The 25,587-nt window shown below is 35.8% G+C and carries 23 protein-coding genes and 1 pseudogene; 12 read left to right on the top strand and 12 right to left on the bottom strand.

Going from position 1 to position 25,587, the window contains the following annotated elements; genetic code table 11:
• Window positions 1–222 precede the first annotated feature (222 nt).
• The 4 genes from VSAL_RS17995 to VSAL_RS17980 all read right to left on the bottom strand — a co-directional run bounded on the left by VSAL_RS17995 (window position 223) and on the right by VSAL_RS17980 (window position 4,130).
• Window positions 223–543, bottom strand: a complete 321-nt coding sequence (locus VSAL_RS17995; RefSeq protein WP_044583552.1) for an Hpt domain-containing protein — start codon at window positions 541–543, stop codon at window positions 223–225.
• Entirely contained in the window at window positions 518–1,666 is a 1,149-nt protein-coding gene (locus VSAL_RS17990; RefSeq protein WP_012551714.1) for an EAL domain-containing response regulator, read from the bottom strand. The genes VSAL_RS17995 and VSAL_RS17990 overlap by 26 nt, the downstream gene beginning before the upstream one ends.
• Entirely contained in the window at window positions 1,656–2,546 is an 891-nt protein-coding gene (locus VSAL_RS17985; protein ID WP_012551713.1) for a helix-turn-helix transcriptional regulator, read from the bottom strand. The genes VSAL_RS17990 and VSAL_RS17985 overlap by 11 nt, the downstream gene beginning before the upstream one ends.
• A 441-nt stretch (window positions 2,547–2,987) precedes the next feature.
• Window positions 2,988–4,130 (bottom strand): ABC transporter substrate-binding protein, encoded by a 1,143-nt coding sequence (locus VSAL_RS17980; RefSeq protein WP_012551712.1) that lies wholly within the window; start codon window positions 4,128–4,130, stop codon window positions 2,988–2,990.
• A gap of 138 nt (window positions 4,131–4,268) precedes the next feature.
• Here VSAL_RS17980 and VSAL_RS17975 point away from each other — a divergent pair, with 138 nt between their 5' ends.
• Window positions 4,269–5,174, top strand: a complete 906-nt coding sequence (locus VSAL_RS17975) for a LysR family transcriptional regulator (RefSeq protein WP_012551711.1) — start codon at window positions 4,269–4,271, stop codon at window positions 5,172–5,174.
• A 111-nt stretch (window positions 5,175–5,285) separates the two neighbouring features.
• Window positions 5,286–5,768, top strand: coding sequence for a DUF1254 domain-containing protein (locus tag VSAL_RS17970; protein ID WP_044583551.1), 483 nt, complete (start codon window positions 5,286–5,288; stop codon window positions 5,766–5,768).
• Between the two features lie 140 nt (window positions 5,769–5,908).
• Here the strand turns inward: VSAL_RS17970 and VSAL_RS17965 are convergent, their stop codons facing one another.
• Window positions 5,909–7,102, bottom strand: coding sequence for an IS91-like element ISVsa9 family transposase (locus VSAL_RS17965; protein WP_012548955.1), 1,194 nt, complete (start codon window positions 7,100–7,102; stop codon window positions 5,909–5,911).
• A gap of 84 nt (window positions 7,103–7,186) precedes the next feature.
• On the opposite strand from VSAL_RS17965, the gene VSAL_RS17960 reads away from it, so the two are divergent.
• The 3 genes from VSAL_RS17960 to VSAL_RS17950 all read left to right on the top strand — a co-directional run bounded on the left by VSAL_RS17960 (window position 7,187) and on the right by VSAL_RS17950 (window position 10,496).
• Window positions 7,187–8,164 carry a DUF1254 domain-containing protein gene (locus VSAL_RS17960; RefSeq protein ID WP_231850969.1) on the top strand — a complete coding sequence of 326 codons (978 nt, stop codon included), beginning with the start codon at window positions 7,187–7,189 and terminating at the stop codon, window positions 8,162–8,164.
• Window positions 8,165–8,228: 64 nt separating this feature from the next.
• Entirely contained in the window at window positions 8,229–9,767 is a 1,539-nt protein-coding gene (locus VSAL_RS17955; RefSeq protein ID WP_012551710.1) for a sulfatase-like hydrolase/transferase, read from the top strand.
• A 72-nt stretch (window positions 9,768–9,839) separates the two neighbouring features.
• Window positions 9,840–10,496, top strand: coding sequence for a hypothetical protein (locus tag VSAL_RS17950; protein ID WP_012551709.1), 657 nt, complete (start codon window positions 9,840–9,842; stop codon window positions 10,494–10,496).
• A 58-nt stretch (window positions 10,497–10,554) separates the two neighbouring features.
• Here VSAL_RS17950 and VSAL_RS17945 read toward each other — a convergent pair whose 3' ends face one another.
• The 6 genes from VSAL_RS17945 to VSAL_RS17920 all read right to left on the bottom strand — a co-directional run bounded on the left by VSAL_RS17945 (window position 10,555) and on the right by VSAL_RS17920 (window position 18,207).
• Window positions 10,555–11,955, bottom strand: a complete 1,401-nt coding sequence (locus tag VSAL_RS17945; RefSeq protein WP_231850968.1) for a sensor histidine kinase — start codon at window positions 11,953–11,955, stop codon at window positions 10,555–10,557.
• A 26-nt stretch (window positions 11,956–11,981) separates the two neighbouring features.
• Window positions 11,982–12,668: a response regulator transcription factor gene (locus VSAL_RS17940; protein WP_012551707.1), complete on the bottom strand. Its 687-nt coding sequence runs from the start codon at window positions 12,666–12,668 to the stop codon at window positions 11,982–11,984.
• A 17-nt stretch (window positions 12,669–12,685) separates the two neighbouring features.
• On the bottom strand, window positions 12,686–13,411 hold the full coding sequence (locus VSAL_RS17935) for a glycosyltransferase family 9 protein (protein ID WP_012551706.1): 726 nt from the start codon (window positions 13,409–13,411) through the stop codon (window positions 12,686–12,688).
• 328 nt (window positions 13,412–13,739) lie between these two features.
• Window positions 13,740–15,395: a phosphoethanolamine transferase gene (locus tag VSAL_RS17930; RefSeq protein WP_012551705.1), complete on the bottom strand. Its 1,656-nt coding sequence runs from the start codon at window positions 15,393–15,395 to the stop codon at window positions 13,740–13,742.
• A 117-nt stretch (window positions 15,396–15,512) separates the two neighbouring features.
• Window positions 15,513–16,736: an OmpP1/FadL family transporter gene (locus VSAL_RS17925; protein WP_012551704.1), complete on the bottom strand. Its 1,224-nt coding sequence runs from the start codon at window positions 16,734–16,736 to the stop codon at window positions 15,513–15,515.
• A 73-nt stretch (window positions 16,737–16,809) separates the two neighbouring features.
• The gene (locus tag VSAL_RS17920) at window positions 16,810–18,207 is read right to left on the bottom strand and encodes a DUF1254 domain-containing protein (RefSeq protein WP_012551703.1); all 1,398 of its coding nucleotides are present in this window, start codon (window positions 18,205–18,207) and stop codon (window positions 16,810–16,812) included.
• Window positions 18,208–18,395: 188 nt separating this feature from the next.
• On the opposite strand from VSAL_RS17920, the gene VSAL_RS22970 reads away from it, so the two are divergent.
• The 4 genes from VSAL_RS22970 to VSAL_RS17900 all read left to right on the top strand — a co-directional run bounded on the left by VSAL_RS22970 (window position 18,396) and on the right by VSAL_RS17900 (window position 21,709).
• Window positions 18,396–19,402 (top strand): IS630-like element ISVsa8 family transposase gene (locus tag VSAL_RS22970; RefSeq protein WP_085941784.1). Its coding sequence is split into 2 segments (ribosomal slippage): window positions 18,396–18,774 and window positions 18,774–19,402, totalling 1,008 coding nucleotides; the frame shifts between segments, so codons are not numbered across the junction.
• A gap of 95 nt (window positions 19,403–19,497) precedes the next feature.
• The gene (locus VSAL_RS23980) at window positions 19,498–19,872 is read left to right on the top strand and encodes a radical SAM protein (RefSeq protein WP_231850967.1); all 375 of its coding nucleotides are present in this window, start codon (window positions 19,498–19,500) and stop codon (window positions 19,870–19,872) included.
• Window positions 19,866–20,663 (top strand): SPASM domain-containing protein, encoded by a 798-nt coding sequence (locus tag VSAL_RS17905; protein WP_231850966.1) that lies wholly within the window; start codon window positions 19,866–19,868, stop codon window positions 20,661–20,663. Before VSAL_RS23980 ends, VSAL_RS17905 begins: the two co-directional genes overlap by 7 nt.
• Before the next feature lie 86 nt (window positions 20,664–20,749).
• Window positions 20,750–21,709, top strand: coding sequence for an endonuclease/exonuclease/phosphatase family protein (locus VSAL_RS17900; protein WP_012551702.1), 960 nt, complete (start codon window positions 20,750–20,752; stop codon window positions 21,707–21,709).
• 414 nt (window positions 21,710–22,123) lie between these two features.
• On the opposite strand, the pseudogene VSAL_RS23975 reads toward VSAL_RS17900, so the two are convergent.
• Window positions 22,124–22,276: pseudogene (locus tag VSAL_RS23975) on the bottom strand (MFS transporter); the annotation flags it as partial.
• Window positions 22,277–22,369: 93 nt separating this feature from the next.
• On the opposite strand from VSAL_RS23975, the gene VSAL_RS17890 reads away from it, so the two are divergent.
• The 3 genes from VSAL_RS17890 (at window position 22,370) to VSAL_RS17875 (ending at window position 25,412) form a co-directional block, all read left to right on the top strand.
• Entirely contained in the window at window positions 22,370–23,314 is a 945-nt protein-coding gene (locus tag VSAL_RS17890; RefSeq protein ID WP_129546094.1) for a helix-turn-helix domain-containing protein, read from the top strand.
• A 74-nt stretch (window positions 23,315–23,388) separates the two neighbouring features.
• Window positions 23,389–23,646, top strand: a complete 258-nt coding sequence (locus VSAL_RS17885) for a helix-turn-helix transcriptional regulator (RefSeq protein WP_012551699.1) — start codon at window positions 23,389–23,391, stop codon at window positions 23,644–23,646.
• A gap of 824 nt (window positions 23,647–24,470) precedes the next feature.
• Complete coding sequence (locus VSAL_RS17875; RefSeq protein WP_012551697.1) at window positions 24,471–25,412, top strand: YeiH family protein; 942 nt, start codon at window positions 24,471–24,473, stop codon at window positions 25,410–25,412.
• Window positions 25,413–25,587 lie beyond the last annotated feature (175 nt).

The raw sequence follows: 25,587 nt of genomic DNA, 5'->3' as shown, positions 1-25,587 counted from the left end.
AGATACGAGCAATGTCACACTTTACACCCAAAACAAAAACAACAAATATAACCATAAAGTATTACAACCATCACAATTCAGAGCTCATTCAAACGGTTTAGGTACAACTAAATTTATATAAATATTCATATGGATAGACATGAAATTTAGGATAAAATAGAAAATAAAATAAATAAAGGCGCATAAAAAAGCATGATAATAATCATGCTTTAGAATATGAATTCAAATAATAAAATTTTTATCCTTTAAAATACTTTCATACTCCTTATTTAAGGTGGTTTTTATCAAATCAAACGTCATCACTTGGTGATAATTCTCTAGTCTAATGCATATTTCATGCATCCTGTTTAATCCTGCATAACTTGATATACCTTTAATCGCATGAATAGTATCTTGAATTTTTTCATGCTCAGCAGAATTGAGTTCATTTTCAATGCTTTCTTTTATCATCGTTTTAAAAAATAAAGCGTCTGATGTTTGGTTTCTAGTGCATGTTCCATTTTCAAACTCTTTAACATTAAATTCCTGAAGTCTCTGATTCATAGTTCTTAATCCATTTATTGATATCTATCGGGTTCATTAATGGTGATAAATAATTACCCTGTTGATATTTTAATCCTTGCTCAATCAAACTATTTTTAATTTCACTATTATCGACATCATAAATAATAAGATCATTATCATTTATAGATAAACTGTTACGTATATGTAGTACATCAGAGTTAGGTACATTCTGTTCTATCGTTACGCCTGATAGGGACATTTTCTTAAATGTATCTGAAATATAATTTTTATCACATTGTTTACAAAAATTTATCGCGATTCCAATGCCAATATTTTTTAACTTATTCGTATTATCGATTAATTTAACGTCATCTTTGATCTTATCGTGACAATCAATAACAAAAACTATCCTATTAAAAGGAATTCGTTCTTTTTTACTGGAAATAGATTCGATAAATTCATCATCACAAATAATCTTCAATGGGATTTTTAAATTTACTTTAAAATGTTCACCCATATCATGAAAATAAGCATACACTTCATCAAAGAGCATCAACACGGATAACCTCATGAAATTTAATAGCTTTTTCATATCATCAATTTTAGGCATAAAGACATTCTTAGACACTGAACTGTCTTCTTTATTCTTCCATTGAATAAAGGCTTCGGCACCAATCATAACCTTATCTTTTGTATTGATTTGAGGTTGATAAAACAATTCAACTAAAGCAGTTTGTCTTCCTTCATTAAGATCATTATCTTCAGATTTTCGTTGATGGAAAATAAAGCTCTCAACTGATTTTATAATGTCTTCGGATGATATTGGCTTTTTGTATGAATTAATAATATTCACACCGCTTACTTCAGCCAGATTCATGATTTTTTCAAGTATGCTCATTTTCACAGACGATACGATCACAATGGGGATTCTATGATTATTCATAGAGAGTATGTTAATTAAATCAAATCCATTTCCATCAGGCATGATTATATCGGTAATAATTCCGTTAATTATTACGTTACTTTTAAGTATTTTCTCTACATCATGGCTATTATTTGCTTCTATAATATTTACGTCATCATTAAATTTCTTTCTTATTATGTAAGAAATTACTTTTCTTGAGAATTCAATATCATCGACTATTAAAATATTATTTTTCATATTCTTTTCTTCTAAAGCCCACAAGGAAATACAATGCTTCTCTTGAACTATTAATGTCAAATTTTGTTAACTCAGAAATCTTGTGGTTTTTTCCGTTATAAATTTCATTATATTTAACTTTAGATTTAAGTTTAACAAATAACTTATGTATATTTTTCTCAAATGATGCCATATATAATTTAGATTCAAGATTAGGCATATCTAAAAATTTATTCAACACATTCCCAATGATAAACTTTAATGTAGTAAGTGTTGAAGCATGAAATGAGATCACAAACGGATTGCTTCCAGAGTATGACTCTATCTTAGATAGATCAATACTGTTACTTACCAGATCTTTAATGAAATCAGGTTCAATATCAAGAGTAATAGAATGAGCAATTATTCTTTTTTTATACTTACAAATAATAATTTCCGCATTAAATTTTTCTATCATCATTTGGATAACATGTTCTTCTTTATCTAATTTAAATGAATCAAATAATCTACTGATATATACATCGCCATCTTTAATTAATTCAATTTCACCAATAAAATTGATTGCCTCATCAATGTTCGTACGATTGAGGCAATAAGAATAAAACTCATTAACTGAGTCCGTGTAATAGTCCGTAATGACATAATCTTCACCCTCTATTTGTGGTAAATCTATATCAAGTTCTATTATCTCATCAATTGGATCAACCCCAAGTAATCGATATATCTCAATTTGTTTCCTAAACGGCGGGATCGTGATCCCTCTCTCCCATCGACTAAAAGTCACATTGTCTAATTTTTTCAAATTGGATGAATTATTACTCAATAAATCGACCATAAACTCTTGAGTAATTCCGCTTTTCATTCTGTATTTTTTTAAAATTTGCTCAAATAAATTCTTCATAAAAATGAACTAATCCTCTACCTAGCTTAAGGGTAATATTTTATTTTTTTAACACCCATAGCATTTAAAATATGGATATAAATAAAAATGCCTAGACTAAAATGATTCTATAGAACTTTATGGGAAATTAAAATGACATTATTAATATAATTAACTGTTATATATAAGCATTTACTTAATAACGTTGCAATTTATTACTTACAATATAAATTCATTATATAAAAATATTTCTAAATTAGATTTAACTAAACGTTAAATAATTAAAATAAACCTTTAAATAAACTAAAAAATCAATAGGACAAATCCCAAAAAATATACACAAATCGTCTCCATTTTAAGAATTTAACTTATTATTTTAAGTTTTTTCTGTGTCACAAAAAAAATAGGCCATATTCGGTATTACTACCAAATACGGCCCATTTAAATCATAATATAGTGAATTCAATTACCGTAACGTACTAACCATTCTTTTTCTAACGCCACTTGCCAGCTTGGGTGTGGCTCAGCTAATGATTTAAATAACGTCGTATTTTTTGCTGACCCCATTAAATACTGAGATTCTAATACTGATGGATCTCCCCAAATACTTAAATCACCTTTACGAGATTGTGCTTTAGGGCTTAGTAAAAAGTTAATCGCCACTTGCGCTCCCTCTTTTGCGGATGCATTCCATGGTATTGCTAGGAAATGAATATTAGACAATGCCCCCGCTTCCATTGCATAAGCTTCTGTTGTTTCGACTAATTTACCATTAGCTTGAGCTGAAAAGACTTCATTTAGATTGAATGTGATCGCGAGATCTATCTGCCCATCATCAAGCAGTTGAATTGACTGTGCGCTGCCTGATGGAAATTGCTTTCCTTTACGCCATGCCGTTTGATGTAATTCATCAAGATATGCCCATAGCGGTTTTGTTACCTCGGCAAAATTAGCATTTTCCACTGGTTTCATTAATTGAGGATTATTATTGGTCAATTCAATTAGCAGTGCTTTTAAAAAGCTCGTGCCATGAAATTCAGGAGGTTTAGGATAAGTAATTCGATTAGGAAATGCCTTACTGTAACTTAATAATTCAGAAAAAGACTGTGGCGGGTTATTTAATGTCGCTTTATCGTGAATAAAAACTAATTGACCAACCCCCCATGGCGCTTCTAATCCTAATGTTGGCTCAGAAAAATCACTGTCTATTGGCAACGATTTATCTACGTATTTCCAACTTGGTAAACGATCAACAAATGGACCAAAAAGCAATTGACTGTTTTTCATAGATTTAAAGTTTTCACCATTAATCCATACCATATCAACACTGCCACCTTCATTTTTACCTACGGTTTTTTCGGCAATAAGACGAGACGTACTTTCTGCAATATCGGCAACTTTAACGTGTTTTAGTGTCACTCCGTAATCACGTTGCAACTCTTTATCTGCCCAACGAAGGTAGTTATTTATTTCTTGGCTTCCTCCCCAAGCATGAAAGTATACCGTTTGTCCTTTGGCTTTTTGTTCTACTTCTTTCCATGTATCTGTCGCATTCACACCAAAAGAAAAGATTAAGCTATTGAGCAATAACAACCACTTTTTCATCCGTTTTTCCTTTATCCATTAATTGTCTTTTTATTATGTTGGTCCCGATTATAGTGTATAAATGATGAACATTCAGACGTTTGTCGTTATATTTATTCCTCAGTATAAAAGAAAAATAGACGGCACTAAGGACGCATCATGCACAATAAAGATCTCAATTTACTTAAGCTGCTTATCATTCTAAATGAAGAAAGACAAACTATATTGGCGGCAAAGCGAATGAATTTAAGCCAACCAACCATCAGTATTATGCTCAAGAAATTACGGGACCAATTTGATGACCCCTTATTTATTCGTGATAAAAACAACCTAATACCCACGGTAAAATGCGCTCATATACTATCAACCCTACCTGATATTTTGACGCAGATTGATGTCTTATATCGTGATAATACAGAGTGGGATATCTCTCAGCTCGACGGCGAGTTGCACCTCTTACTCTCTCCACCACTCATATCAACATTAGGCACTCAATTAGTTAAGCAATTAACGTTATTGGCTCCTGATCTTACAGTTCAATGCTCTCATTGGAGTATAAATACCCCAAAAAAACTTGAGATCAACTCTCACCAGCACTTTGGTATTACTTATTTACCGATGGAGACCAACAAAACATTAATGGAGCAAGAAGTTGGCGGTGATACCTTTGCCTTTGTGGTTCGTCACGATCACCCAATGACAGAAGCTACCGTTGAAAACCTTATTCCTTATCCTATCTCGATTTGTATTATCCCGGGAGTGACAGGCCCCTCTAAAGCGGAGCAGTTGATTCGTCATTTTAAATTGAAGAAGAAAATTAATTTAAGAACCAGCGATGTTGCTTTAATGACCAACTTAATGAAAGAAAGTGAGTATGTCGGCATCATGCCACGATCTCTTCAAAACTCGATCGGTGATGATTTTCGTTTCTTAGCGATTCCTCACGAATTTGTGCCGGAAGATTATCAACGTAAAATTGCTTTTTTCTGTCACCAAAAAAATAGAAAACAACCCCTTACGGAATGGCTAATAAAAGAAACCAAGCGAATATTAAATACTCTTTAATCCATTTTTTTAGAAACATATCCCATCTCTATTAAAAATACCTATAGAGAGTATAGACACAATTTTCAACCAAAAAACGTAAGCTGCTTCTATCATTCGAAGGAGTCGTTTATGTTTAAAAAACAAATTACATCAACCATTGTTGCTACCGTTTTAATGAGTTCCCTGAGTATTCATGCTCAAGAATTAACATCCCCCCCACCGACTCCCTCAGTGCAAATCCAACACGATCAAGCAACCACATGGCTTGCTCAAGAAAGCTATTTATTGGCTACAAATGCGTATTTATGGGGCTCAACCCTCGTACGTATGGAACAAGTTTCCCGTCAATATACTGATATGTCTCAACCTCAAAATGACACCAGTTACCGAGCTCCTTTAAATCATTTTGGTCATGCTCGTCGCCTTCCAACCGATCAAGATACAGACATGCCAACAGCAAATCGCGACACCTTATATTCAAGTGCCATTGTTGACGTGTCAGATGAACCAATGATCTTATCAACTCCTACGGTAAAAGATCGCTACTTTGTCATCGACATGTTTGATATGTGGCACAACTTATTCAAAGGTAAGGAATTTGAATGTTGCTGAGTTAGCATTGGCCCGTCTAAAAAAGCCAATTTCACCATCGCTGTTTTTTTAAAAGGTATCGAAAATATAATTATCGGGGATTTTATAACTGTTTTAGCCCTATTTCATGAGTTTTAGATACACTTATCCTACAAACCTTATTATGCTGCCCTCAATTCTGACTGAACTATCGCATGGGTGACTAAATCATTGACCGAATTTCCGACTCGGAAATTCGTAAACACCAGACGACTTTCACATAAAATACATTCGTACGGATCTACTTTTACATATCCTTTTAACATTGCGGCATACCCTGGCATTTTCGGCTCAGCTTCTATTGTCATACCTAAAGCTGCATAAACTCTAGGCAGAGCTTCTCCACGACGACGCATTGATAAAAAACCGTAGTATCGGATCATCTTGAAATGTTTATCAGGATAGTGCTCTACTATCCGTCTTATCATCTCTTCTGGTGATAATGTTAGGCTGTCTGTTGTTCCTGTTCGATGGTCTAAATAATTAAACGTTATCATTCCGCCTTTGGCGTAATGACTTAAACGTGACGCTGAAATTGGGGGCCGTTTTAAATACCGACCAAGATAGTTCATCGTCGGTTTTACATTATTTGTCTTTTTAGCAAAATGAAGCTTCCAACGACGATTATATTGACTGCTTAAAAAGCGTGACCAATCCGTTTTATTACGGATATAGGGGCATTCTTCGCTTGATAAATCAAGCTCATAATAAGCCTTACCCAATAAACTGACGATAGCCGCTCTCCAACAAGGCTCTGTCGTTTTCATTTGGAAGTAAATGGGTTTCCATAAACCGGTACGTTCACAAATTCCCCCACGAGTGACCGATAAATGTAAGTGCGTATTCCAATTCAGTTTTCGACCGTAAGTATGAAGAGCACAAAAGATACCGACATCTATTCCTTTATCTTTTGCCCATCCCAGCAGAATGTTTGCAGCACATTTGAATAATTTATTTAACAGCCAACGGTTATGACGAAAGATAGGCCATAGCGTGTTTGGAAGGGTAAAGGTGATGTGTTGATATTCGCATTCAGGGAAGACATGTTGTTGCTTTTGTATCCATCGCTCTGTGGCTTTCATGCCACAGCTACTGCACGCTCGAGATTTACAGGTTTGGTGAATATATTTGATATGGGTACAGTCAGGGTTGCAACAATGATATTCGCGAGAGCCAAAAGCCGCTGTCCCACAGGACAGCATCTTTGTGACATTTTCAATCACGACCGCTCTTAGGTTAGCTTTGTTATTATGAAGAAATTTAAGCCAGTTATTTTGACTATTAAATAATTGTTTCAGGGGTTTATATGCGTGCATGGCGATAGGATAAACGATTTATTGGCAACAATGGAAGAGGTTGAGTCCTTTTGATTTGCGCCGTAGGCGCCTATTGTTCAATATGTGGGTACACGTGCAACGGGAGAATCGGCCAAAGAAGTCATGATAGTGCCACCCAATTGGCAAGGCGAAGCCCCTAAAGGCATGACGGTAGTAAAAGCGCCCACAACAAAAGTCTGGTTATGGGGCCGCACCCAAGTATTTGGTGAAAAAGACTATCCTGCTGTTCATGCAATACAAGACCAATATAGGTTGACACCACTAAGTAAATACTTATCGCATGATACAAGTACCTTCATTTGGCCTGCATTGTCTCCTAGAGTAGGAAAAGCCGACGACCCACTTCGTTTTTATGAAGAGCTTGGTGCTGGCTTAAAAGCCAATCCGCTCCCTGAACGTCAGCAAGCCTTATTAGGCCAATTCAAAAAAATTGGTTTAACTAACGATGGGTTTGACCGCTCAAGACTGACGCCGGCAATGAAAGTCCAACTTGAAAAAGCCGTTAAAGATGGCCAACAAATAGTCGCAGCTCAAAGCTCAAACCCCGTCACCCTAAAAATGAAAGATGGTTGGTATTACTCTTTTGTTCTTGACCAATTCGGCGACGATAATGCACTTCGTTCGTTAATATCACACCCGTATTTAGGTGGGCAAGGCGCGAAAGAAGCCATGTATCCAATTACCTACACAGATTCAAAAGGCAAATTGTTATCTGGTGAAAATCAATACACGATGTATTTTACCACTGCGCCTCCAGTAGATTCATTTTGGTCTGTCACCGTGTACGACGCAAAAACTAAAATGTTAATCGGTAACCAAATACATCGTTTTAATATTAATGATCAAACGCCGATTCAGAAAAACAAAGACGGCTCTTTTGACTTAATGTTGTCCCATAAAAAACCCAGTAACAGTAAAGACATTGCAAATTGGCTACCAACATCAAAAGGCAATTTCTATGCAATTACACGTTTATATATTCCATCACAAGACATTCTCGATATGACGTGGACAGTGCCACCTATCAATCCAATAAAATAGAGTTAACGACTATCGAGTTCATTACTTTTTGCCTTAACCGCTTTCTATTTACAGGTACTTTTACATGAAAACAAAAACCATCGCAAAAACAGCCCTAGCCCTCGCGATTACGTCCTTTGGCGCTCATGCGGCTCAAACCCAACCTAACATCATCACCATAATGGTAGATGATGTTAGCCCTATGGACATTTCAGCTTATCACCGTGGTTTAGGAGCCATTGAAACCCCTAATATTGACCGAATTGCCAAGCGTGGCATGATGGTCAGTGATTATTACGCACAAGGCAGTTCAACCGCCGGTCGAAGCGCGTTTATTACGGGGCAATACCCATTCAGAACGGGGTTAACGACGGTAGGTCAACCAGGCTCAAACATTGGCTTACAAAAAGAAGACCCTACGCTTGCAACAATGTTAAAAGCAAAAGGATATGACACTATTCATGTCGGAAAAAGTCACCTAGGTGATCGTAATAAATTCTTGCCTACGGTACATGGCTTTGATGAATTCTACGGGTTCTTGTATCACCTCAATGTAATGGAAATGCCAGAACAACCTAATTTCCCTAAAGATCCAAACTTTGTTGGTCGACCTCGTAATATGGTGCACAGCTTTGCAACCAATAAGTACGATAAAACAGTGCAACCTCGCTGGGGTGAAATCGGAAAGCAACGTATAGAAGATAAAGGATCTCTTGGATCTGAGCGTATGAAAACCATCGATGACGAATTCGTCAAATTCTCAACAGATTGGTTAGACAATCATGAAGCGAAAACACCAGATAAGCCGTTCTTTATGTGGTTCAACCCATCACGAATGCATCAACAAATACACGTAAAAGACGAGTATTTAGGGGCAAGTGGTCACACCGAATACTTCGATGCTTTAAAAGAGTTGGATGACCAAATTGGGGTCTTACTGAATAAGCTTGATGCCCTTGGAGAGACCGACAACACCATCATTATGTTTACTGCTGATAATGGTATTAACCTTGATCACTGGCCAATGGCGGGAAGTGCAGAGTTCCGTGGTCAAAAAGGAACAACATGGGATGGTGCGTTTAGAGTACCTATGTTGATTAGTTGGCCGGGACACATTCCTCAAGGCGAGTACACCAGCGGATTTATGACTTCTGAAGATTGGCTGCCAACCCTAATGGCGGCAGCAACGGGCGATACGACGGTAAAAAAAGACCTATTAGAAGGCGCTAAGATTGGTGATACCAATTATAAAGTACATTTAGACGGTTATAATCAAATGGACATGTTAACCAAAAAAGGACCGAGTAAACGCCACGAGTTTTTCTTCTATAACGAGCAAGATTTAAATGCCGTTCGTGTCGATGACTGGAAAGTTCATTTAAAAACGAAAACGGAATGGACTGAACCTGCAAAAGCATGGCCGCTTGGTATTATTCTTGACATTAAAGCCGACCCATTTGAACGAAGCATAGATACCAATGGCTGGTTCTTATGGATGAAAGAGCGCTCATGGATCGTTCCAACCATACAAAAGTCGATTGTTGAATATAAGCAATCTCTGAAAGCCTTCCCACCACGTCAAAAATCAGGTGGCATTGGAATGTCAGATAACTCAGTGAAATAAGCGTAGTACAACCCAAAGAGGAGCATAACCGCTCCTCTTTTCTTATCTGTCTTATTAAAACTAAGGATTCTAATGAAATACATCACTCTTTCTTTTTTTCTTATCTCACTCACCCCCTTCTACTCAAATGCAAAAGAGACCGTCCAAAATCACGATGACGTTGATATGTCTGATCCTATGTCAGTTTACACTGGTGGCGATATTAAAGCCGGAGATAAAGGGCTTGGAGGCTCACTGCAATTCTCTGTCGGTCAACATAATTGGGCAGCAATGGGAAAAATAGAAGGAACAAATAACTTTGAAACCTATCGCGCTCGTATTTTTGTTCCCAATAAAAAAACAGGCACTGGCATTTATATTGATTCAGGTAAAGACGACCATATTGATGGCCTTAGTTCAAATTATGCGACGGTTGGTTTACTGCAAGTTATCCCTATTAATAAGAAATTAAAACTCTATGCTGGAATAACCTATGGAAAATCATGGGAATCCAATCATCTATATAAAGACACCAACCTTATTAATACCCCAATATACGCAAAATATAATATTAACGACAAATTTTTCATTCTCGCCTCACCACAATATCAATATGGATTAAATGGAGAAGAGTTTAGAGATTTTTATGCTGAGCTTAATGTGGGGTATAAAATAGATAAAAGTAACGTTATTCTCTTTACTGGCAGTACTGATGAACAAACATGGGTCACCTATAAATTTAAGATCTAAACGTAAATATACGCGGCTAATTAATCAAATAGCCGCGTATATTTATATTTCGAGCAATTTATATCTTTACGGGAATTAAAGGGAAACTCACCGTAAATGATATTTCATTCGTTTCTGTTTTATATGTTGTTTCTAGAGAGAATGAATTTATTTCGCATAAATTTTTAACAATAGACAAACCTAACCCGTGTCGTTCGGTGTTAGTTCGAGAACGGTCCACCTGATAAAGAGGTTGTAATAAATGATCTATATTTTCTTGGGTTAATGCGATTCCTGAGTGATTAGAGAGGCATAATACAACATTATTTTGGCTATTATCTACGCACAAAAACACAGAAATTGAACTTCCTTTTGTACTGTAAAACAGTGCATTATCAAGTAAATTTTTAATGATCACTTCCATACAAAACTTATCGGCATGAACGGCCGGTAAATGAAACGGCGATGTTAATAACACCCGATCTTTAATTTCTGGATATTTAAAGGCCAATTCACTCATTACCATCTCAACAACGGGATAAGGCTGCACTGATTGCTGTGTTAACGAAAAACTCTTAGACCCACTTTGATTTAGCATCATTAACTGGTTCACAATATTTTTCATGTTATTCGAAATCGAAAGAACATCTTCCTTATAAGTAGCCGAAATCCGAATATCATCAGGAAAACGAATATTCATTTCGCTTAAGCTGATTAACTCCGCGATTGGGGTTTTTAATTCATGAGCAATGTCTGAAGACAAACGCTTTTCATTTGCAATGATTTTTGCATTTAAATCAAGATATCTATTCAACTCACGCCTTATCGGTGCAATTTCTTGGCTTTCTTTCGGATTATCTTTAATTTGAATTGCGTTAGCATCGAGCTCTGAAATTTCTTTATTCAAAAGGGACAGTGACTCTAACTCTCTATCAACAACGTTAATAATCACCATTCTCATCCCAAATATGGTGGTGAGAAAAACAAACAAAAGAGATAAATCCGCAAACAGAAGGATATTCGTTACTTTTTGATTTGATATCGCCAACGTGAGGTGCATGGTCCCAATGTACTTAATATCATTAGGATCCATCTCAGAGGACAACTGAGGTTGAAAACGCGCCGATATGGCTTTCCCCATACTTCCATCGGGCAACTTCAATTTAAAAATTCGACTCTCATGCGTGGGGACGTCTTTATATTTAAGATCGGCATCATTAAAAAAGGCCAAGGATTCTGATTTAGCAAACGTCTTATTATCTGACCAAATCTGAAAAAATTCGGCATCTTCTTTTCGTTCAAATTGAGGCATGAACCCTTTATGGTATTCAAATTCAATCTCATCACTTTCGACTTCGATAAGTGATTTAAAATAATTGGATTTTTCAATTAATGCTTCATCAAATTGCTTATCAACCCAAGCATCAAGAATGAAGTCCAATGATAAAAAAACCACTAATAAAATAGCACCGATGATCACGGTTAAGGCATTAACTAATCTGCTTTTTATTGAGTACATTCGTTTCTATCCAAGTAATAGCCAAAACCACGTTTATTTTTGATCGGCACTTCGCCACCAAGAAGCTTTACTTTTTTTCGTACTGACGATAAGTGAGACTCTATCGTATTTTTAGATAAAGAATCGAACGAGCCCACCACATAATTACTGATATTTTCAGTGGTCATGACTTGGTTCTTTGATAAAAACAAACACTCTATAATTTTGTATTCATTTTTCGTTAATTCAACCAAGGTTCCTTCAAATTCAAATTCTTTCTTAGCCAGATCGAGTCGGAATCCAGCAAGATTCACGTCATCATCACTATTTTTTACAATGCCTCTTCGCCCTACGGTTAAAATACGAGCATGAAGTTCATCAAAAGAAAAAGGTTTAACTAAATAATCATCCGCACCAGAAAGTAGCCCTTCGACTCGGTCTTCTGGTAACGATTTTGCCGATAGAATAATGACCTTTACGTCATTTCCCATCTTGCGGATGCTTTTTAACAAGGTAATGCCATCCACATTCGGTAGCATAAGATCAAGAATAATAAAGTCATAGTCATTAGTTATTGCCATTGATAATCCTTTTGAGCCATCTCCAGTCTCATCAATCGTAAAGCCTAAGTTACTTAACCCGACAACGAGACTACGACGTAAATGTTCAGAATCTTCAATAAGCAATATATTCATTATCTATAAACCTTACTTTATGTCGCTAAATTCAAAGAACGACATATAGAGAGTGCATTAAAATTATCAATATTTGTAATATTAACGGATTTTTCTCCAAGTACACCAAAATTTTCAATATTTGTATGAGTATACAAGCCAATACATTTTGCACCAGCTGCATCAGCTAAATGTAATGGACCAGTGTCACAGCATATAAAGCCACTTAAATTAGCAAGCACTAGGCCTAACTCTCTTAAATTAGAAGACTGGTAAACATCATATTCTTCTCTTAACGGTGATTCAATATCGGGAGATAATATTTCAACCCATTGGATTGTATTACTCATTGCATCATCAAATCGCTCTAAGATTCTACTCCAACATTCATTAGATAATTGTTTACTCCCTCTGGCCCCTCGGAAAAAAGCCATAGTAACGAATTGACTGTCATCTTTTATTAATTTTTGAGCAATCGCCATCGCTGACTTTTTTTCTTGCGCTGTATAAACTAAATGGTGACTGTTCGTAACAACATCAATCTTATGCCCCATCGTTTTTAAAAGAGATAATGGACCTAACGCCGCATGTTTATAACCGTCTTTGATTATTAAAGGGTGCGTAAAAATAAACTCTCTTTTAGAATCATATGCTGAAACCTTATTCGTTGCATTTACCAAAGCGGCATTTATGGTATCTCCCGATGACGAGTTTGGTAAAATAACTAAATCATAATGATTTTTTCTTACTTCAAACATCATCATTACCCACTTGAAAAAATCACCAAATGAGAAGTTACTATTATAAAAACGGTTAATCCCTATATTTTCAAAGACTTGCTCTTGCCATTATTGATTTATCATTAAGTCAACTTTAGCATTTGGATACTGAATAACCAATTCCTTAACAAAAGGGAGTAAAAACAAGACATTCCCTACTCGTTTATTATTTCTAATGATTAATATTTTTTTTACGTTATCTTTTTTCAACAAATTAGCATCGTTATCATGTCGAGAAGCAAATAATTTATACAGTGCAGACTCTATCGATCTCATCTTATTTCTTCGATATTTATCAAAATTCCGTAATCGATTATTTATATTCATTATTAACCCCACTTGTAGAATTAATAATATCCAATGCATTGTCTTTTGCTTTCGTGGTTACGCCATACAAACCAAGCAGAGTGTGGAATAAATTATCATGCGAATATTCTCCGGTTACGGCTTTCTCAATCACACTCGCTTTATCGATGCCTTTTTGAGTTGCATAATCGTCACTCATCCAAATATACCAAGGTACTTGAGTTTGTTCTTTTGGCGCAATCATATAAGGCGCGCCATGTAGATATAATCCATTCTCACCTAATGACTCGCCGTGGTCTGAGATATACAACAATACAACATTGTATTTATCTGAGTAGGTTTCTAGCTTTTTAATCGCTTTTGCAATGATGTAATCGGTATACACTAACGTATTATCGTACACATTCGTGATCTCTTCATCACTGCAGTTTTCTATGTCACTTCGATTACACGCAGGACTGAATACCGCCATATCTTCTGGGTATCTTTTACAGTACGTTGGACCGTGACTGCCTATCGTGTGAAGAGCAATGAGTTGGTCACCTTCTGTTGCCGCAATGCGCTCATCAAGACCTTTAAATAAAATCTCATCGTAGCAGCTTAACCCATCACATAACTTAGGATCAGAATGATCAGTGATCATCTTTTTCTCAATGTTCTTCGCGACGACTTTATCTCCCCCATCGTTATCAATCCAGACCGATGTTACGCCTGCATGACTTAAAATATCTAACGCATTATCTTGGCTGTTTGCACGCTCTCTGCTGTAACTTGTGCGGGGCATATTCGAAAACATACATGGAAGAGACAATGCGGTCGCGGTTCCACACGAAGATACATTTTGAAAGGCAATTAAACCAAGATCTTTTGTATAAGGATTCGTTTCTCTTTCATAGCCATTATATGTATTGTTTTGTGCACGAGCGGTCTCACCCACAATCAAAAACATTAACGTAGGCTTACCATTTTTAGCAGGAATAAGTGCCGCATCTTCACCTAATTTTTTATACTCCATCGGAGCGGTAAAATACGTATTATTTAAATATTTGACTGTATTAAAAGCATCGGCTGGATTAATCATTTTATTAAGGTAAGAGTTATTACGACCAATCGACGCATAATCTTTAAAATAAACAATTGAGATAGATAACAGACCAATAATCGCAAGACTGACGAGTAACGCACGGTGAAACAATTCTTTTGACCATGATGCATGACGTACCACTTTCACTTTAAGCAGCAATAAAGTTGGAACGACGCCAAAGAGAATAAAATAAAGAACAGAAGCGCTGCTCAAATACGACGTAGCCTCACCGACATTGGTTTCAAAAATATTCTCTACCATCGCATAATCAAACATCGTGTTGTATTGCAACGCGGCATAGAACGCCATCGCAGAAGTTAAAAGAAGAAGGGTAACTATGCCTTTAAATACATAAGGAAAAGCAAATACCGAAAAAATAATAATAAAGGCACACGTCAAAATCGCAGGTGTTAAGAAAAGAAAAATAGATTGCCCTTGAGACAAAAGATAAATCTTTTCATTAATTGGATAGTTAAAAACAACCGCAAAGTAAAGTGAGACGATGGTGATTAATGACACCATATTCATCGTAATAGAATTGTTTTTAATTTTTGAAATCAAAGTAGACAAAATGAACATACCTTCAGAACCTTTAAGAGTGACATGAGTGTTTCATATCAAACTTAAGATTCGCTGAAGATAAACTTATGATTCGCTGTTTTTCATTATTAATTTAAATGAATGATAGAGATTAGCTTATTTAAACGCCATATTCATCGTAATGCCGATAAACTGATTAGAATTATCGAATTGACCCATCATACCGCTGTTATTGATTTCAGGATCACCATAATCCACATAACTGTAATAGGTATTGAAGGACGTGTCTTTTGTCCACTGATAAGTCGCACCGATGCTGTATCTGTGTTGAGTATCTACTGGTAAATCAGCACCTTGAGATTTAGGATCATCTAACGGTGACGTTGCATAACCAATACCCGACTCCAAGCGTAATTTTAGTGTTAATTGATAACGAGCACCAACAGATCCTGTCCATACATCATCAAAATTACGTTCTATTTGTTGAATGTGGTTACCGTCATTAATAGAAACGGTGGTTGATTCATTATCACTCCATTGCTCAAAACCTAAGCTCCAGACGACACTGAGTGGCTGGCTCAATTGATGCAAACCTGATACCTCAAGTTGACGAGGATTAAGAACGTTTAATCCCGCTTGACCGGACATTGCTGGAATAGGAAGAGGGACTTTTGGGTGACTTGGTCTATGAACAATCATTGATTCAGTGCTCATTTCTCCCGTCAAATCATGGTTCATACGAGAACGATACGCGATACCCAAACGGTTATGGTTATCGATCTGATACATAACACCGAGGTTATATCCCAATGTCCAACTGTCGGTTTCAATATTACCCTGCCCATATAGCAAGGTTTCATCAAAGCTGGCATAGTCAATTTGCAATCCTCCACCTATCGACAATTTATCATTAACTTGATAAGACATACTTGGGTTCAATTGAATCACGGATAATCTAAGATCATTTAAACTCAGAGCCCCCGCATAAGAGGTTCCATAATCCAATGCGCTGCCTCCTTGTGCGGACACGCTCATTCCTAAATGGATATCATTGTTAAGCTGATGGACGTAATACAGAGAACCATAAGGTTGAAGACCACCCGCATTATCACTGCTGTTTTGCGGATCATTCGCATCATCATAATTAATACCAAGATCCATTACTCCCGCATTCACACTCAATGCATCACCTTCAATGTAACTCATACCGGCAGGATTTGAATAAGCTACCGAGGCATTCTCTGCCAATACCGCACTGCCTGCACCAGCTGTACTGACGGTCATTTTACTCATTTCTTGAATTAGTGTTCCTGCTGCATTCGCTTGAAAAGCCAATAACAAAGCCGAACTTAATAACGTTAATCGGTGCGTGGGTTTCATTCAGAACTCTCGTGTTAACAAATAAAAAAGCACACTGAACTCAATCAGTGCGCTCTTTTAAAAGACAAATAACTTACTGTTTTATTACTTGAGGGAGCGCGTATGTATTATTTAATACCGCTTGTGTTGGTTCATATAAACGCATGTGCAAATAGAAGTCATCCTTTGGTGCTGGTAACCAATTACAACTTGCGTCTGTCGGCTTATTGTTTTGAATACACACGGTTAATGAACCATCTTTGTTGTATGTCAGTTCATCTTTACGATTCGTTGATACTGAGTAGCGATCGATGCTATTTGGTATCATAAAAAGATTTTTCGCGTCATACATCGTTAATGACCAAAACGCTTTTGCAGGCGCATCTGCAGGCATTGTCATGCGGTAGTTATTTTGTCCCGATAACGGTTGATCTTTTGAGTCGGTATAACGATTCGGATACAACGCACGCTCTTTGGTGTTTAATCCTGCGGCTCGAAAATTAATGCTCGCTCGACTTAGGTAATCATTCCCATATTTACCTCCTTCAAACATCATTGCCCAACCGTTATTTTTAGTCCCCAAATCACGACTCGCATATTGAATAATTTGAGGCGCAGCATTTAATGCTCGAAGTAGACCTTTTTTCTGTTCAGCCGTTAAGTTATCCGGATTAAACGGTTTATCCCCTCCGATACCAATATATTTAAACTGATCGACGATCGCAGCATCTGTAGCAATTGGGTTGGTACGTAATTCATGATCGATTAACCTAAACCATGCTAATCCTTGAGGACGAGGAACCGGAGATATACCTGTTTTTGCGTGAGTTAATTTAACCGGTTGATGTGTTTGTCCAAGTTCAGAGAGTGGGTAATTAATAAAACCATCATGCACTTTTAATGCCGTATTTAAATCTTTACTACCAGAAACACCCGTCCGTTGAATGTACCAAACCAATGGCGTTCTTGATTCAAGAATGCCATCAATACCAGCAGGAATCCCCCCCTCAATACCTTTCCATCCTTTATTTACAAGAAGGTATTTACCTCCTTTCTTACCCACATTATTTTCAATTAGATTGCCAACCGCTTCAGAATAATCATCAAGCAATTGAACAATAAAATAACGGTTATTTGTCGGTGGAATTTCAATCACCAATGGGCCTGTGTCATTAAGATTAATATGAGATTGTGAATAAAGCGTATCGTTATTAACGGTGGGGACGACTCTGTCTTCAGGCCCTGCAAGTCTGAGGGTTTTTCCCATCATATTTAAAGGTGCAGCCCCATTATCCATTGGTGTTTTTACATTCGTAGAAGCCGCTCTTACTTGAGCAACCGTCAATGGCCCTGCACCATAAATAAAGGCTTGCAACCCTAAATTATACGCCAACTCCTCTTGAGGGTTAATTGGCGTTAACTCATCGGCAAACACGACTGTGCTGCTCAACAAAGTGTTTGCTATTACCGTTGCTATGATCGCTTTTTTCATCGTTGAACCTCAAATAATAAAGACCAATTTAGACTACAGACTCTTAATAAATAAAGACAATTGTAAGAATGAATAATCGCTAAGTAGTTAATGATAAGTTTTCGAGAATGAAGATTTCGCCTTTACCATATATCCATATATCCATATGGTATTAAAATGAGTATTTTAACGTCAGTGTCTATATCATAATGAAAGCAGTTAATCCTTTAACAGACAATGAAAAAATAACCCTAAAAGAAGCGATCGCTAATCATCCAAAAAATAGAGTAAGAATACGAGCACATGCGATTATTCTCAGTGATAAAGGCTACTCTATTTTAGCGTTAACTGATATTTTAGACGCTAAATTTGAGACCATATCGTCATGGATAGACCATTGGGAAGCCTGTGGAATGCTCGGATTGTATGACGCTGTTCGTATAGGTAGAAAACCTATTTACACAGAAGCAGAAGTATATCGTTTGAAGTCATTGGTTGATGAAGAGCCACATCAACTTAAACGAGCACAAGCAATACTTGAAGAAGAAACAGGTAAAAAATCCAGCTTAGACACTATTAAACGAAATATAAAAAAAGTGATTACAGTTACAAAAGAGCCCGACACTCATTAAAGTTAAAGCGTGACGATATGAAATTCAATAATTTCAGTAATATATTGAATTCATTGATTGAAATGGAACGTACGAATAAATGTGAACTCTTTTATTTTGATGAGTCAGGCTTTAGTCAGAAATCTAATCTTCCTTATTGTTGGGGACCTATCGGTGTTCAATCGCTAAGGCCTGCTCATTCACACAGCAAACGGCTCAATGTTCTTGGCTTCTTAAGTAGACAAGGTAAATTGAGTTTTCAAACAACGGAAGGAAGAGTAACTACCGATACAGTAATTGATGCATTTGAGCACTTTATCAACGCACGAAAAAACGATAAGCCATGCTTTATTATCTTAGATAATGCCTCTTTTCATAGGTCAGCAAAATTTAAACAAAAATTGCATGAGTGGTTGATGAATGATGTATTAGTTTGTTATCTACCACCGTACTCTCCAGAGCTCAATATCATTGAGATATTGTGGAAGAAAGTAAAATATGAATGGTTACCATGTGAAGCGTTCAAAACGTTTGAAGACCTCAGTATTAACATCAAAAACATATTAAATTATTACGGCGAAAAATTCACAATAACTTTTGCGTGACTACTTATTAATAAATGCAATTCGACTGTCATTATATAATTCATTAAATTAATAACGTCCACTTATAATACCTAAACAACGAGGTAATACACTTGATGTCTACATCGACTATCTCCGCCACAACGCCTTACAGTTTGTTCATCAAATCTGAAAGTGCAAAATGCAATTTAGATTGCCACTATTGCTATTACCTCAAAAATGAAGACAAAAAAAAACCAGGCATGGATAACGAGACTTTAGAGGGCATGATCGTAAATCATATGGCATCTCAACCTAAAGAAACTCCCGTGATTGATTTTATTTGGCACGGTGGTGAACCAATGATGAGAGGTTTGGATTTTTATCAATCAGCGCTTCAATTACAACAGCAACAACCATCAAATACGCCAATTCAAAATACAATTCAAACCAATGGCACCTTAATTAATGATCGTTGGGCCGCCTTTTTTCCGATCATCATTTTATGGTAGGGATCAGTATTGATGGCCCTCAACTTATTAATGATATTGCACGAATCGATAAATCAGGTAACTCTTCGTTTGAGCGAACCTTACGTGGTATGCGCCATTTAAAAGATCATAATGTAGAGTTCAATACTCTCACCGTGATTAACAACAAAAGTTATCAATATGGCAAAGCCATTTATCGATTTTTGAAAGATAATGGCAGCACCTACCTTCAATTCCAACCTTGTATTGATCATGAGATGGATCGCCGATTTGATTACGATTGGACCTTATCAGGTAAACAATGGGGACAGTTTCTGTGTGATGTCTTTGATGAGTGGGCAGCCAACGACATAGGTAAAACCTATGTTCAATTCTTTGAAAACTGCTTAATGATTTTAATGGGGCAACAAAGCCAGATGTGTCACCACGCCGATACTTGTGGCCAGCAATTGATGATGGAATCTAATGGGGAAGTGTTCAGTTGTGATCACTACGGATACGACGAATACAAAATTGGCAATATTCACCATGATAATGCGTCACTATCCAAAATGGTTAACTCACCACAGCAAATAAAATTTGGGCAAAATAAACACGATTCTTTGAGCCAAAAATGTCTACGTTGTGATTTTAAGCCATTATGTAACGGCGGCTGTCCAAAAAATCGAGTCAGTAAAACCAACAGCGGTGAAGATCATAACGTTTTATGTGAGGGCTATGAGGTTTTCTTTAAGCATGCATTACCTGTGATGCTAAAAATGGTAGACGCCATGAAGCAAGGGTATTCTCCTCTTCATTATCCAATGTTTTAACGGCTTATTATTTATCAAAAAACTCCCATCCGTCTTATTCTTCACCCATACTAGTAAATACAGGATTACTTATCGGTGGGTGTTGAATGGCAAAAAATCTAAAAATAAAGTTCACAATCTGTTTGTTATTACTACTGCCCATTTGTCTATGGCGCATTTCTTATCACATATCCGACATTTGGTGGATTGAAAATATAACGGGGATCCCAAGCGCTATTGCAACCGTTTACTACTCTGGTTTTATTCTTTTCCTCATTTTTCGATATTATTTATATTCATGTTGTTCTTTGCTTTTAGCCTTTCTGTGCTCCTATCAAAACCCAGCACAACTGTATTCAAACATTCCCTGTTCTGACCCTTTAAAGATCGTCCAATATAATCTTTTTTATACTAATCCTGATCTTAGTCCTTTTTTAACTTACCTCACGGAAAACGACATTGATTTAGTCATATTACAAGAAACATCACCTTGGCATGGGGATCGCTTTATGAAGATCACAGACAACTACCCTTATCAATTTGGCGGAACCCCAGGCTTAGGCTATCCAAGCGGACAAATGATCATAAGTAAGCAGCCTATTAACCTAAGGGCACAAAATACCCCAGCAGGACATTTTATGATAAGTGGAGTATGGCAAAGCAGTGAAAAACGTCCAATAAGCTTATATACCGCTCACCCTCCATCACCACGAACAAAGCAACTTTGGTATGAAAGAAACGCATTAATTGAAAGTTTAGAGCGATTGGCTGATTATTCCCCTTATTCAGATACACTCATTATTGGGGATTTTAATTTATCGGCAAACACCAAACGGTTTGTGCATACCTTTGAGGAGTATGATACTGCACCGGTGGCAAGCTGGCCGATGGAGATAAAAGGAATATCGATACCGGATACCTTTAGAATTGCGATTGATCATCTCTGGTTAAGAAATATAGACACAAATTCGCTCTCTATTTGTAAACGAGAAGTGCTTCCTCAGTTTTCTGGTTCAGACCACCTTGCCGTACTAACCTATTTATCTACAAAAAAAGAAAGCTTTTAATCAACGTAAACATAACCATTTAACGTTATAAAAAAGAAAGTACCACAGGACCCACATAAACATTTTTTACAATTTATTTTAAATAACTTTTCCATTTTCGTTCTTCTTATTCGAAATACAGCAGTCCGTTTATTACATGCTTGACACTTGTACTCAAAAACCATTTTCAAATCCACTATTCAACCAATATTCATCGTCTCATAGTAAATTTTTCATCGTAGCATTACGTTGTCATTTCAATATCCATTTAAAAATAGTCGCCTACTAAATGTCTCTCTCAGCCCACTTATACAGTCCGATCATAACAAGGGAAAGTACAAAACAGACAGTAAATAAAGGGGTAGACCCACCCCATTGAATCAAGATCCCTCCAACTAAAGAAGCAAAGGCAAAACCTAACCCACACTTAAAATAAAGCAGACCATCAACCAAAAAACATTTACGACCAAACTTATCTGAGAGCCAACCTGAATATAAACCAGAAAACGACCCAACGATTACTGAACCCGCTAAAATGGCCCCTACCGTCACCGCACTCACATGAAAATCTTGATAAAGAATAATAATATTGCCAAAATGTAAGTATCATCAAAATAAACTTGTATAAAAATACTAAAGATACGATATTTAAAGATAAAATATAAATTTATGGTGATAAATATGTTTTCTGAATGCATTAAAGAAATACGTAAAAAACAAAACTTAACCCAGTTAGAGTTCTCAACACATTTAAATTTGATAGATGCTGAATTCCACGCATTAGACGCCGTTACAGTCAGTCGTTGGGAACGAGGAATTACAAAGCCATCACTGAAGAAGTGCATCCGCATTTTAAGATTGTTTGATTATGTCCTTAAATACTTCTTATTGAATAATGATTATGCCTCTGATATGTCAGCCTTAGATACAATAATGGATAAACGATTTAATGATAGGCTCCTAAAGTTACATAATATCCAAAAATATTATTATAATAATGTCAATCATGTAGAGTTCAAAATAAAAACAATACCAAAAGATCAACGAATGATAATAAATTTATTATCAAATTTATATAATCATTTAGATATTGAAAAAGATTCATTATTTAATATCGATTTATACCTATACCAAACAAGAAACAAACTAATTGGATTAACGTTTCATAATAACGATGACGACCATATATTAGGTCACTCGATTAGCTTTTACTTTAATACTGATGAATTTTTATCACAAATAAAAAATAACAAATGTAAAATAGATTATACAAAAAGCATTGCATATAAAGAAGGGAAAGACATTACACTTTATAATTGTTCTAGATATTCATCTTCAGAAGAATTATTTAAATTTCAAATAATAAATGATGTTAGTTTATTGTGTGAAAATAGTAGCATCCAATATTACTCCATACGATTAGGATTAAAGATAATGTATGATTTTCTAATCAGTCTTGGCTTCGAACTATCCTCTTATCAAAATGAACATCCTAAAGGAGAAATATCGGTAGGAAGAAAAAAATATCGTGATGCAATTTTATCGGTAAAAGTTGAAAAACTATTATCAAACGTAGAATTGATAAATATATTAAAAGAGGAAAAAGCACAAGGCATCTCAGGTTAAACTTAAAAAAAGAATGCCTATGTGGTATTTATTTTTAAACATAGAATGAATATCTATATATAATTGAGGTATTTATGTTTTCCCTGTATTTAAAGCAGAAAAGAATAGAAAGAAACTTGACTCAAAGTAATCTCGCAGCACAACTTAACTTATACTCAGAAGGCTTCCAAAAACTCGACAGTGTTACGATCAGTCGCTGGGAAAGAGGAACCACGCGTCCACCTATCTATAAAGCCATTCAAGTTGCTCGCTTTTTTGAGCTTGATATTTTTGATTTATTACTTAATCTGAGTGTCGATTCAAAAGAAAAAAATATGAAGACTTACTTCTAAGCCAATTTAATTCATACAGCAGTAAAATTAAAACCGTAAGTTATGATTCAAACAATGAAAAAATAGATATTGAACTAATACAAAAACCATTAGATATTGATAATGGATATGAAAGGTTTGCGTCTGCTATTGAGCAATATTATCATAGCTTGGATTTTCAAGACGAGAAAGAAAACATAGAAAGCATAGATATTCCACTTTTACACAGTAGAAACAAGTGTGACATTTACCGATACAGTAACTTACATAACAATAAGAAATCAGGGCATAATCTGAATTTTTACTATCTTGTCGATGATATTAAAAATGAATTACGATCAAAAAAACAAACATATCCTTAACTAACACAACAAGTTATACAAAAACAAAAGAGGATATGGCTTTATATAATTACTCTAGTTTTTCTATTGATAAAGATACGTTTAATTATCTTAATTACAATATACTCGTGAATCTAGCAAGAAAAAGCAACATCACAATGTACTATGTTAAAACCTATGGAAAAGATATGTTTACTCATTTAATTTACTTAGGGTTTCAAATAGAATGTTACGGAGTGAAATCTGATACTGGCGAATTCAATGTGGGAAACATCTCTTATAGAGAGTGTATATTATCGATTAATACATCTTTACTTCTAGCCAATAAAGAAGTACTACGATTTATGCAAGAACAGCATAACAAGGCTTATTTTTCTGAGAAATAATCTTAATCAGCCACACCATAACGTAAATATTTTCTTAACGTAACATCAATAATAATTAAACTTACTAAACAATAAAAACATGATATCGTTAGTTTTCCTGTGCCTATGAATTATAAACATGACCTTTACTAAACAACATTTATTGCAATACTTCCCTTTTTATATTCCTGCTCTTTTAGCACTAACACCATGGGTAAACTCCCCAACGGCTCTTGTCATGGGATTTGCTTTAGCCAGCTTTGGCTTTGTCCCTACCAATTTATCTTTAGGTAAAATCACGAAAAAACTCTTAGCTTATTCTATTGTAGGTTTAGGCTTTGGCATTCAACTAAATGAAGCGATAGAAGCAACATCGAATGGTATTGGAATCATTCTATCTACGATTGTAGGTACGCTTATTTTTGGTTGGTTCCTCGCTAAAAAAATGAAACTAGATAAAGTTACTGGGCATTTAATTGCATCAGGGACAGCTATTTGTGGTGGCAGTGCCATAGCAGCTGTTGCTCCTGCAATTAATGCAGATGAAGAGTCGACAGGTTTAGCTTTAGCGACGGTATTTGTACTTAACTCTATTGCTCTTTTTATTTTCCCCGTTATTGGGCATGCATTAGAACTCAGTCAACATGCTTTTGGTACATGGGCTGCAATTGCTATTCACGATACTTCATCAGTTGTTGGTGCCGCTTCCGCTTATGGTGAAGAGGCTTTAAAAACAGCAACAACCCTAAAACTTGCCCGAGCACTGTGGATTGTCCCTGTGGCCTTAATCAGTGCCCTATTATTCAAAAATACGAGTAAAAAAATAACGATTCCTTATTTTATTTTATTTTATTGTTTAGCCATCTTAATCAATGATAACTTACCTCAATTTCATGTCGTTTATGATGGTATTTTTAACCTATCAAAAAAACTATTAGTACTTTGTCTGTTTTTTATTGGGTGCAGTATTTCAATTGAGAAGATCAAATCTGCAGGTGCAAAGCCACTGATCTTTGGAGTGACATTATGGGGGATCATCTCAACCACTTCATTATTTTGGATAATGAATAACATCCCATAGAAATTACAGTATTTCAAACTGCCGTTATGGAGCAGCGCTCCATATAAATAGACGCAGACTACACATCACTGCTTTCTTATAATGACAACTTAGTTAATAATAAAGAGATGGTGATGTTTTTCTCCTATTCAAAATCAGAAGAAATAAAAACAATTATTAACGACTTCTTCACATT

The organism is Aliivibrio salmonicida LFI1238 (assembly GCF_000196495.1).
Lineage (GTDB): Bacteria > Pseudomonadota > Gammaproteobacteria > Enterobacterales > Vibrionaceae > Aliivibrio > Aliivibrio salmonicida.
Note: the sequence above shows the minus strand (reverse complement) of the source record. Positions and strands in the feature narration are given on the sequence as shown.

Coding starts and splice junctions, on each gene's coding strand:
- VSAL_RS17995 (WP_044583552.1), bottom strand. CDS start 543: ATGAATCAGAGACTTCAGGAATTTAATGTTAAAGAGTTTGAAAATGGA.
- VSAL_RS17990 (WP_012551714.1), bottom strand. CDS start 1,666: ATGAAAAATAATATTTTAATAGTCGATGATATTGAATTCTCAAGAAAA.
- VSAL_RS17985 (WP_012551713.1), bottom strand. CDS start 2,546: ATGAAGAATTTATTTGAGCAAATTTTAAAAAAATACAGAATGAAAAGC.
- VSAL_RS17980 (WP_012551712.1), bottom strand. CDS start 4,130: ATGAAAAAGTGGTTGTTATTGCTCAATAGCTTAATCTTTTCTTTTGGT.
- VSAL_RS17975 (WP_012551711.1), top strand. CDS start 4,269: ATGCACAATAAAGATCTCAATTTACTTAAGCTGCTTATCATTCTAAAT.
- VSAL_RS17970 (WP_044583551.1), top strand. CDS start 5,286: ATGTTTAAAAAACAAATTACATCAACCATTGTTGCTACCGTTTTAATG.
- VSAL_RS17965 (WP_012548955.1), bottom strand. CDS start 7,102: ATGCACGCATATAAACCCCTGAAACAATTATTTAATAGTCAAAATAAC.
- VSAL_RS17955 (WP_012551710.1), top strand. CDS start 8,229: ATGAAAACAAAAACCATCGCAAAAACAGCCCTAGCCCTCGCGATTACG.
- VSAL_RS17950 (WP_012551709.1), top strand. CDS start 9,840: ATGAAATACATCACTCTTTCTTTTTTTCTTATCTCACTCACCCCCTTC.
- VSAL_RS17940 (WP_012551707.1), bottom strand. CDS start 12,668: ATGAATATATTGCTTATTGAAGATTCTGAACATTTACGTCGTAGTCTC.
- VSAL_RS17935 (WP_012551706.1), bottom strand. CDS start 13,411: ATGATGATGTTTGAAGTAAGAAAAAATCATTATGATTTAGTTATTTTA.
- VSAL_RS17930 (WP_012551705.1), bottom strand. CDS start 15,395: ATGTTCATTTTGTCTACTTTGATTTCAAAAATTAAAAACAATTCTATT.
- VSAL_RS17925 (WP_012551704.1), bottom strand. CDS start 16,736: ATGAAACCCACGCACCGATTAACGTTATTAAGTTCGGCTTTGTTATTG.
- VSAL_RS17920 (WP_012551703.1), bottom strand. CDS start 18,207: ATGAAAAAAGCGATCATAGCAACGGTAATAGCAAACACTTTGTTGAGC.
- VSAL_RS23980 (WP_231850967.1), top strand. CDS start 19,498: ATGTCTACATCGACTATCTCCGCCACAACGCCTTACAGTTTGTTCATC.
- VSAL_RS17905 (WP_231850966.1), top strand. CDS start 19,866: ATGGTAGGGATCAGTATTGATGGCCCTCAACTTATTAATGATATTGCA.
- VSAL_RS17900 (WP_012551702.1), top strand. CDS start 20,750: ATGGCAAAAAATCTAAAAATAAAGTTCACAATCTGTTTGTTATTACTA.
- VSAL_RS17890 (WP_129546094.1), top strand. CDS start 22,370: ATGTTTTCTGAATGCATTAAAGAAATACGTAAAAAACAAAACTTAACC.
- VSAL_RS17885 (WP_012551699.1), top strand. CDS start 23,389: ATGTTTTCCCTGTATTTAAAGCAGAAAAGAATAGAAAGAAACTTGACT.
- VSAL_RS17875 (WP_012551697.1), top strand. CDS start 24,471: ATGACCTTTACTAAACAACATTTATTGCAATACTTCCCTTTTTATATT.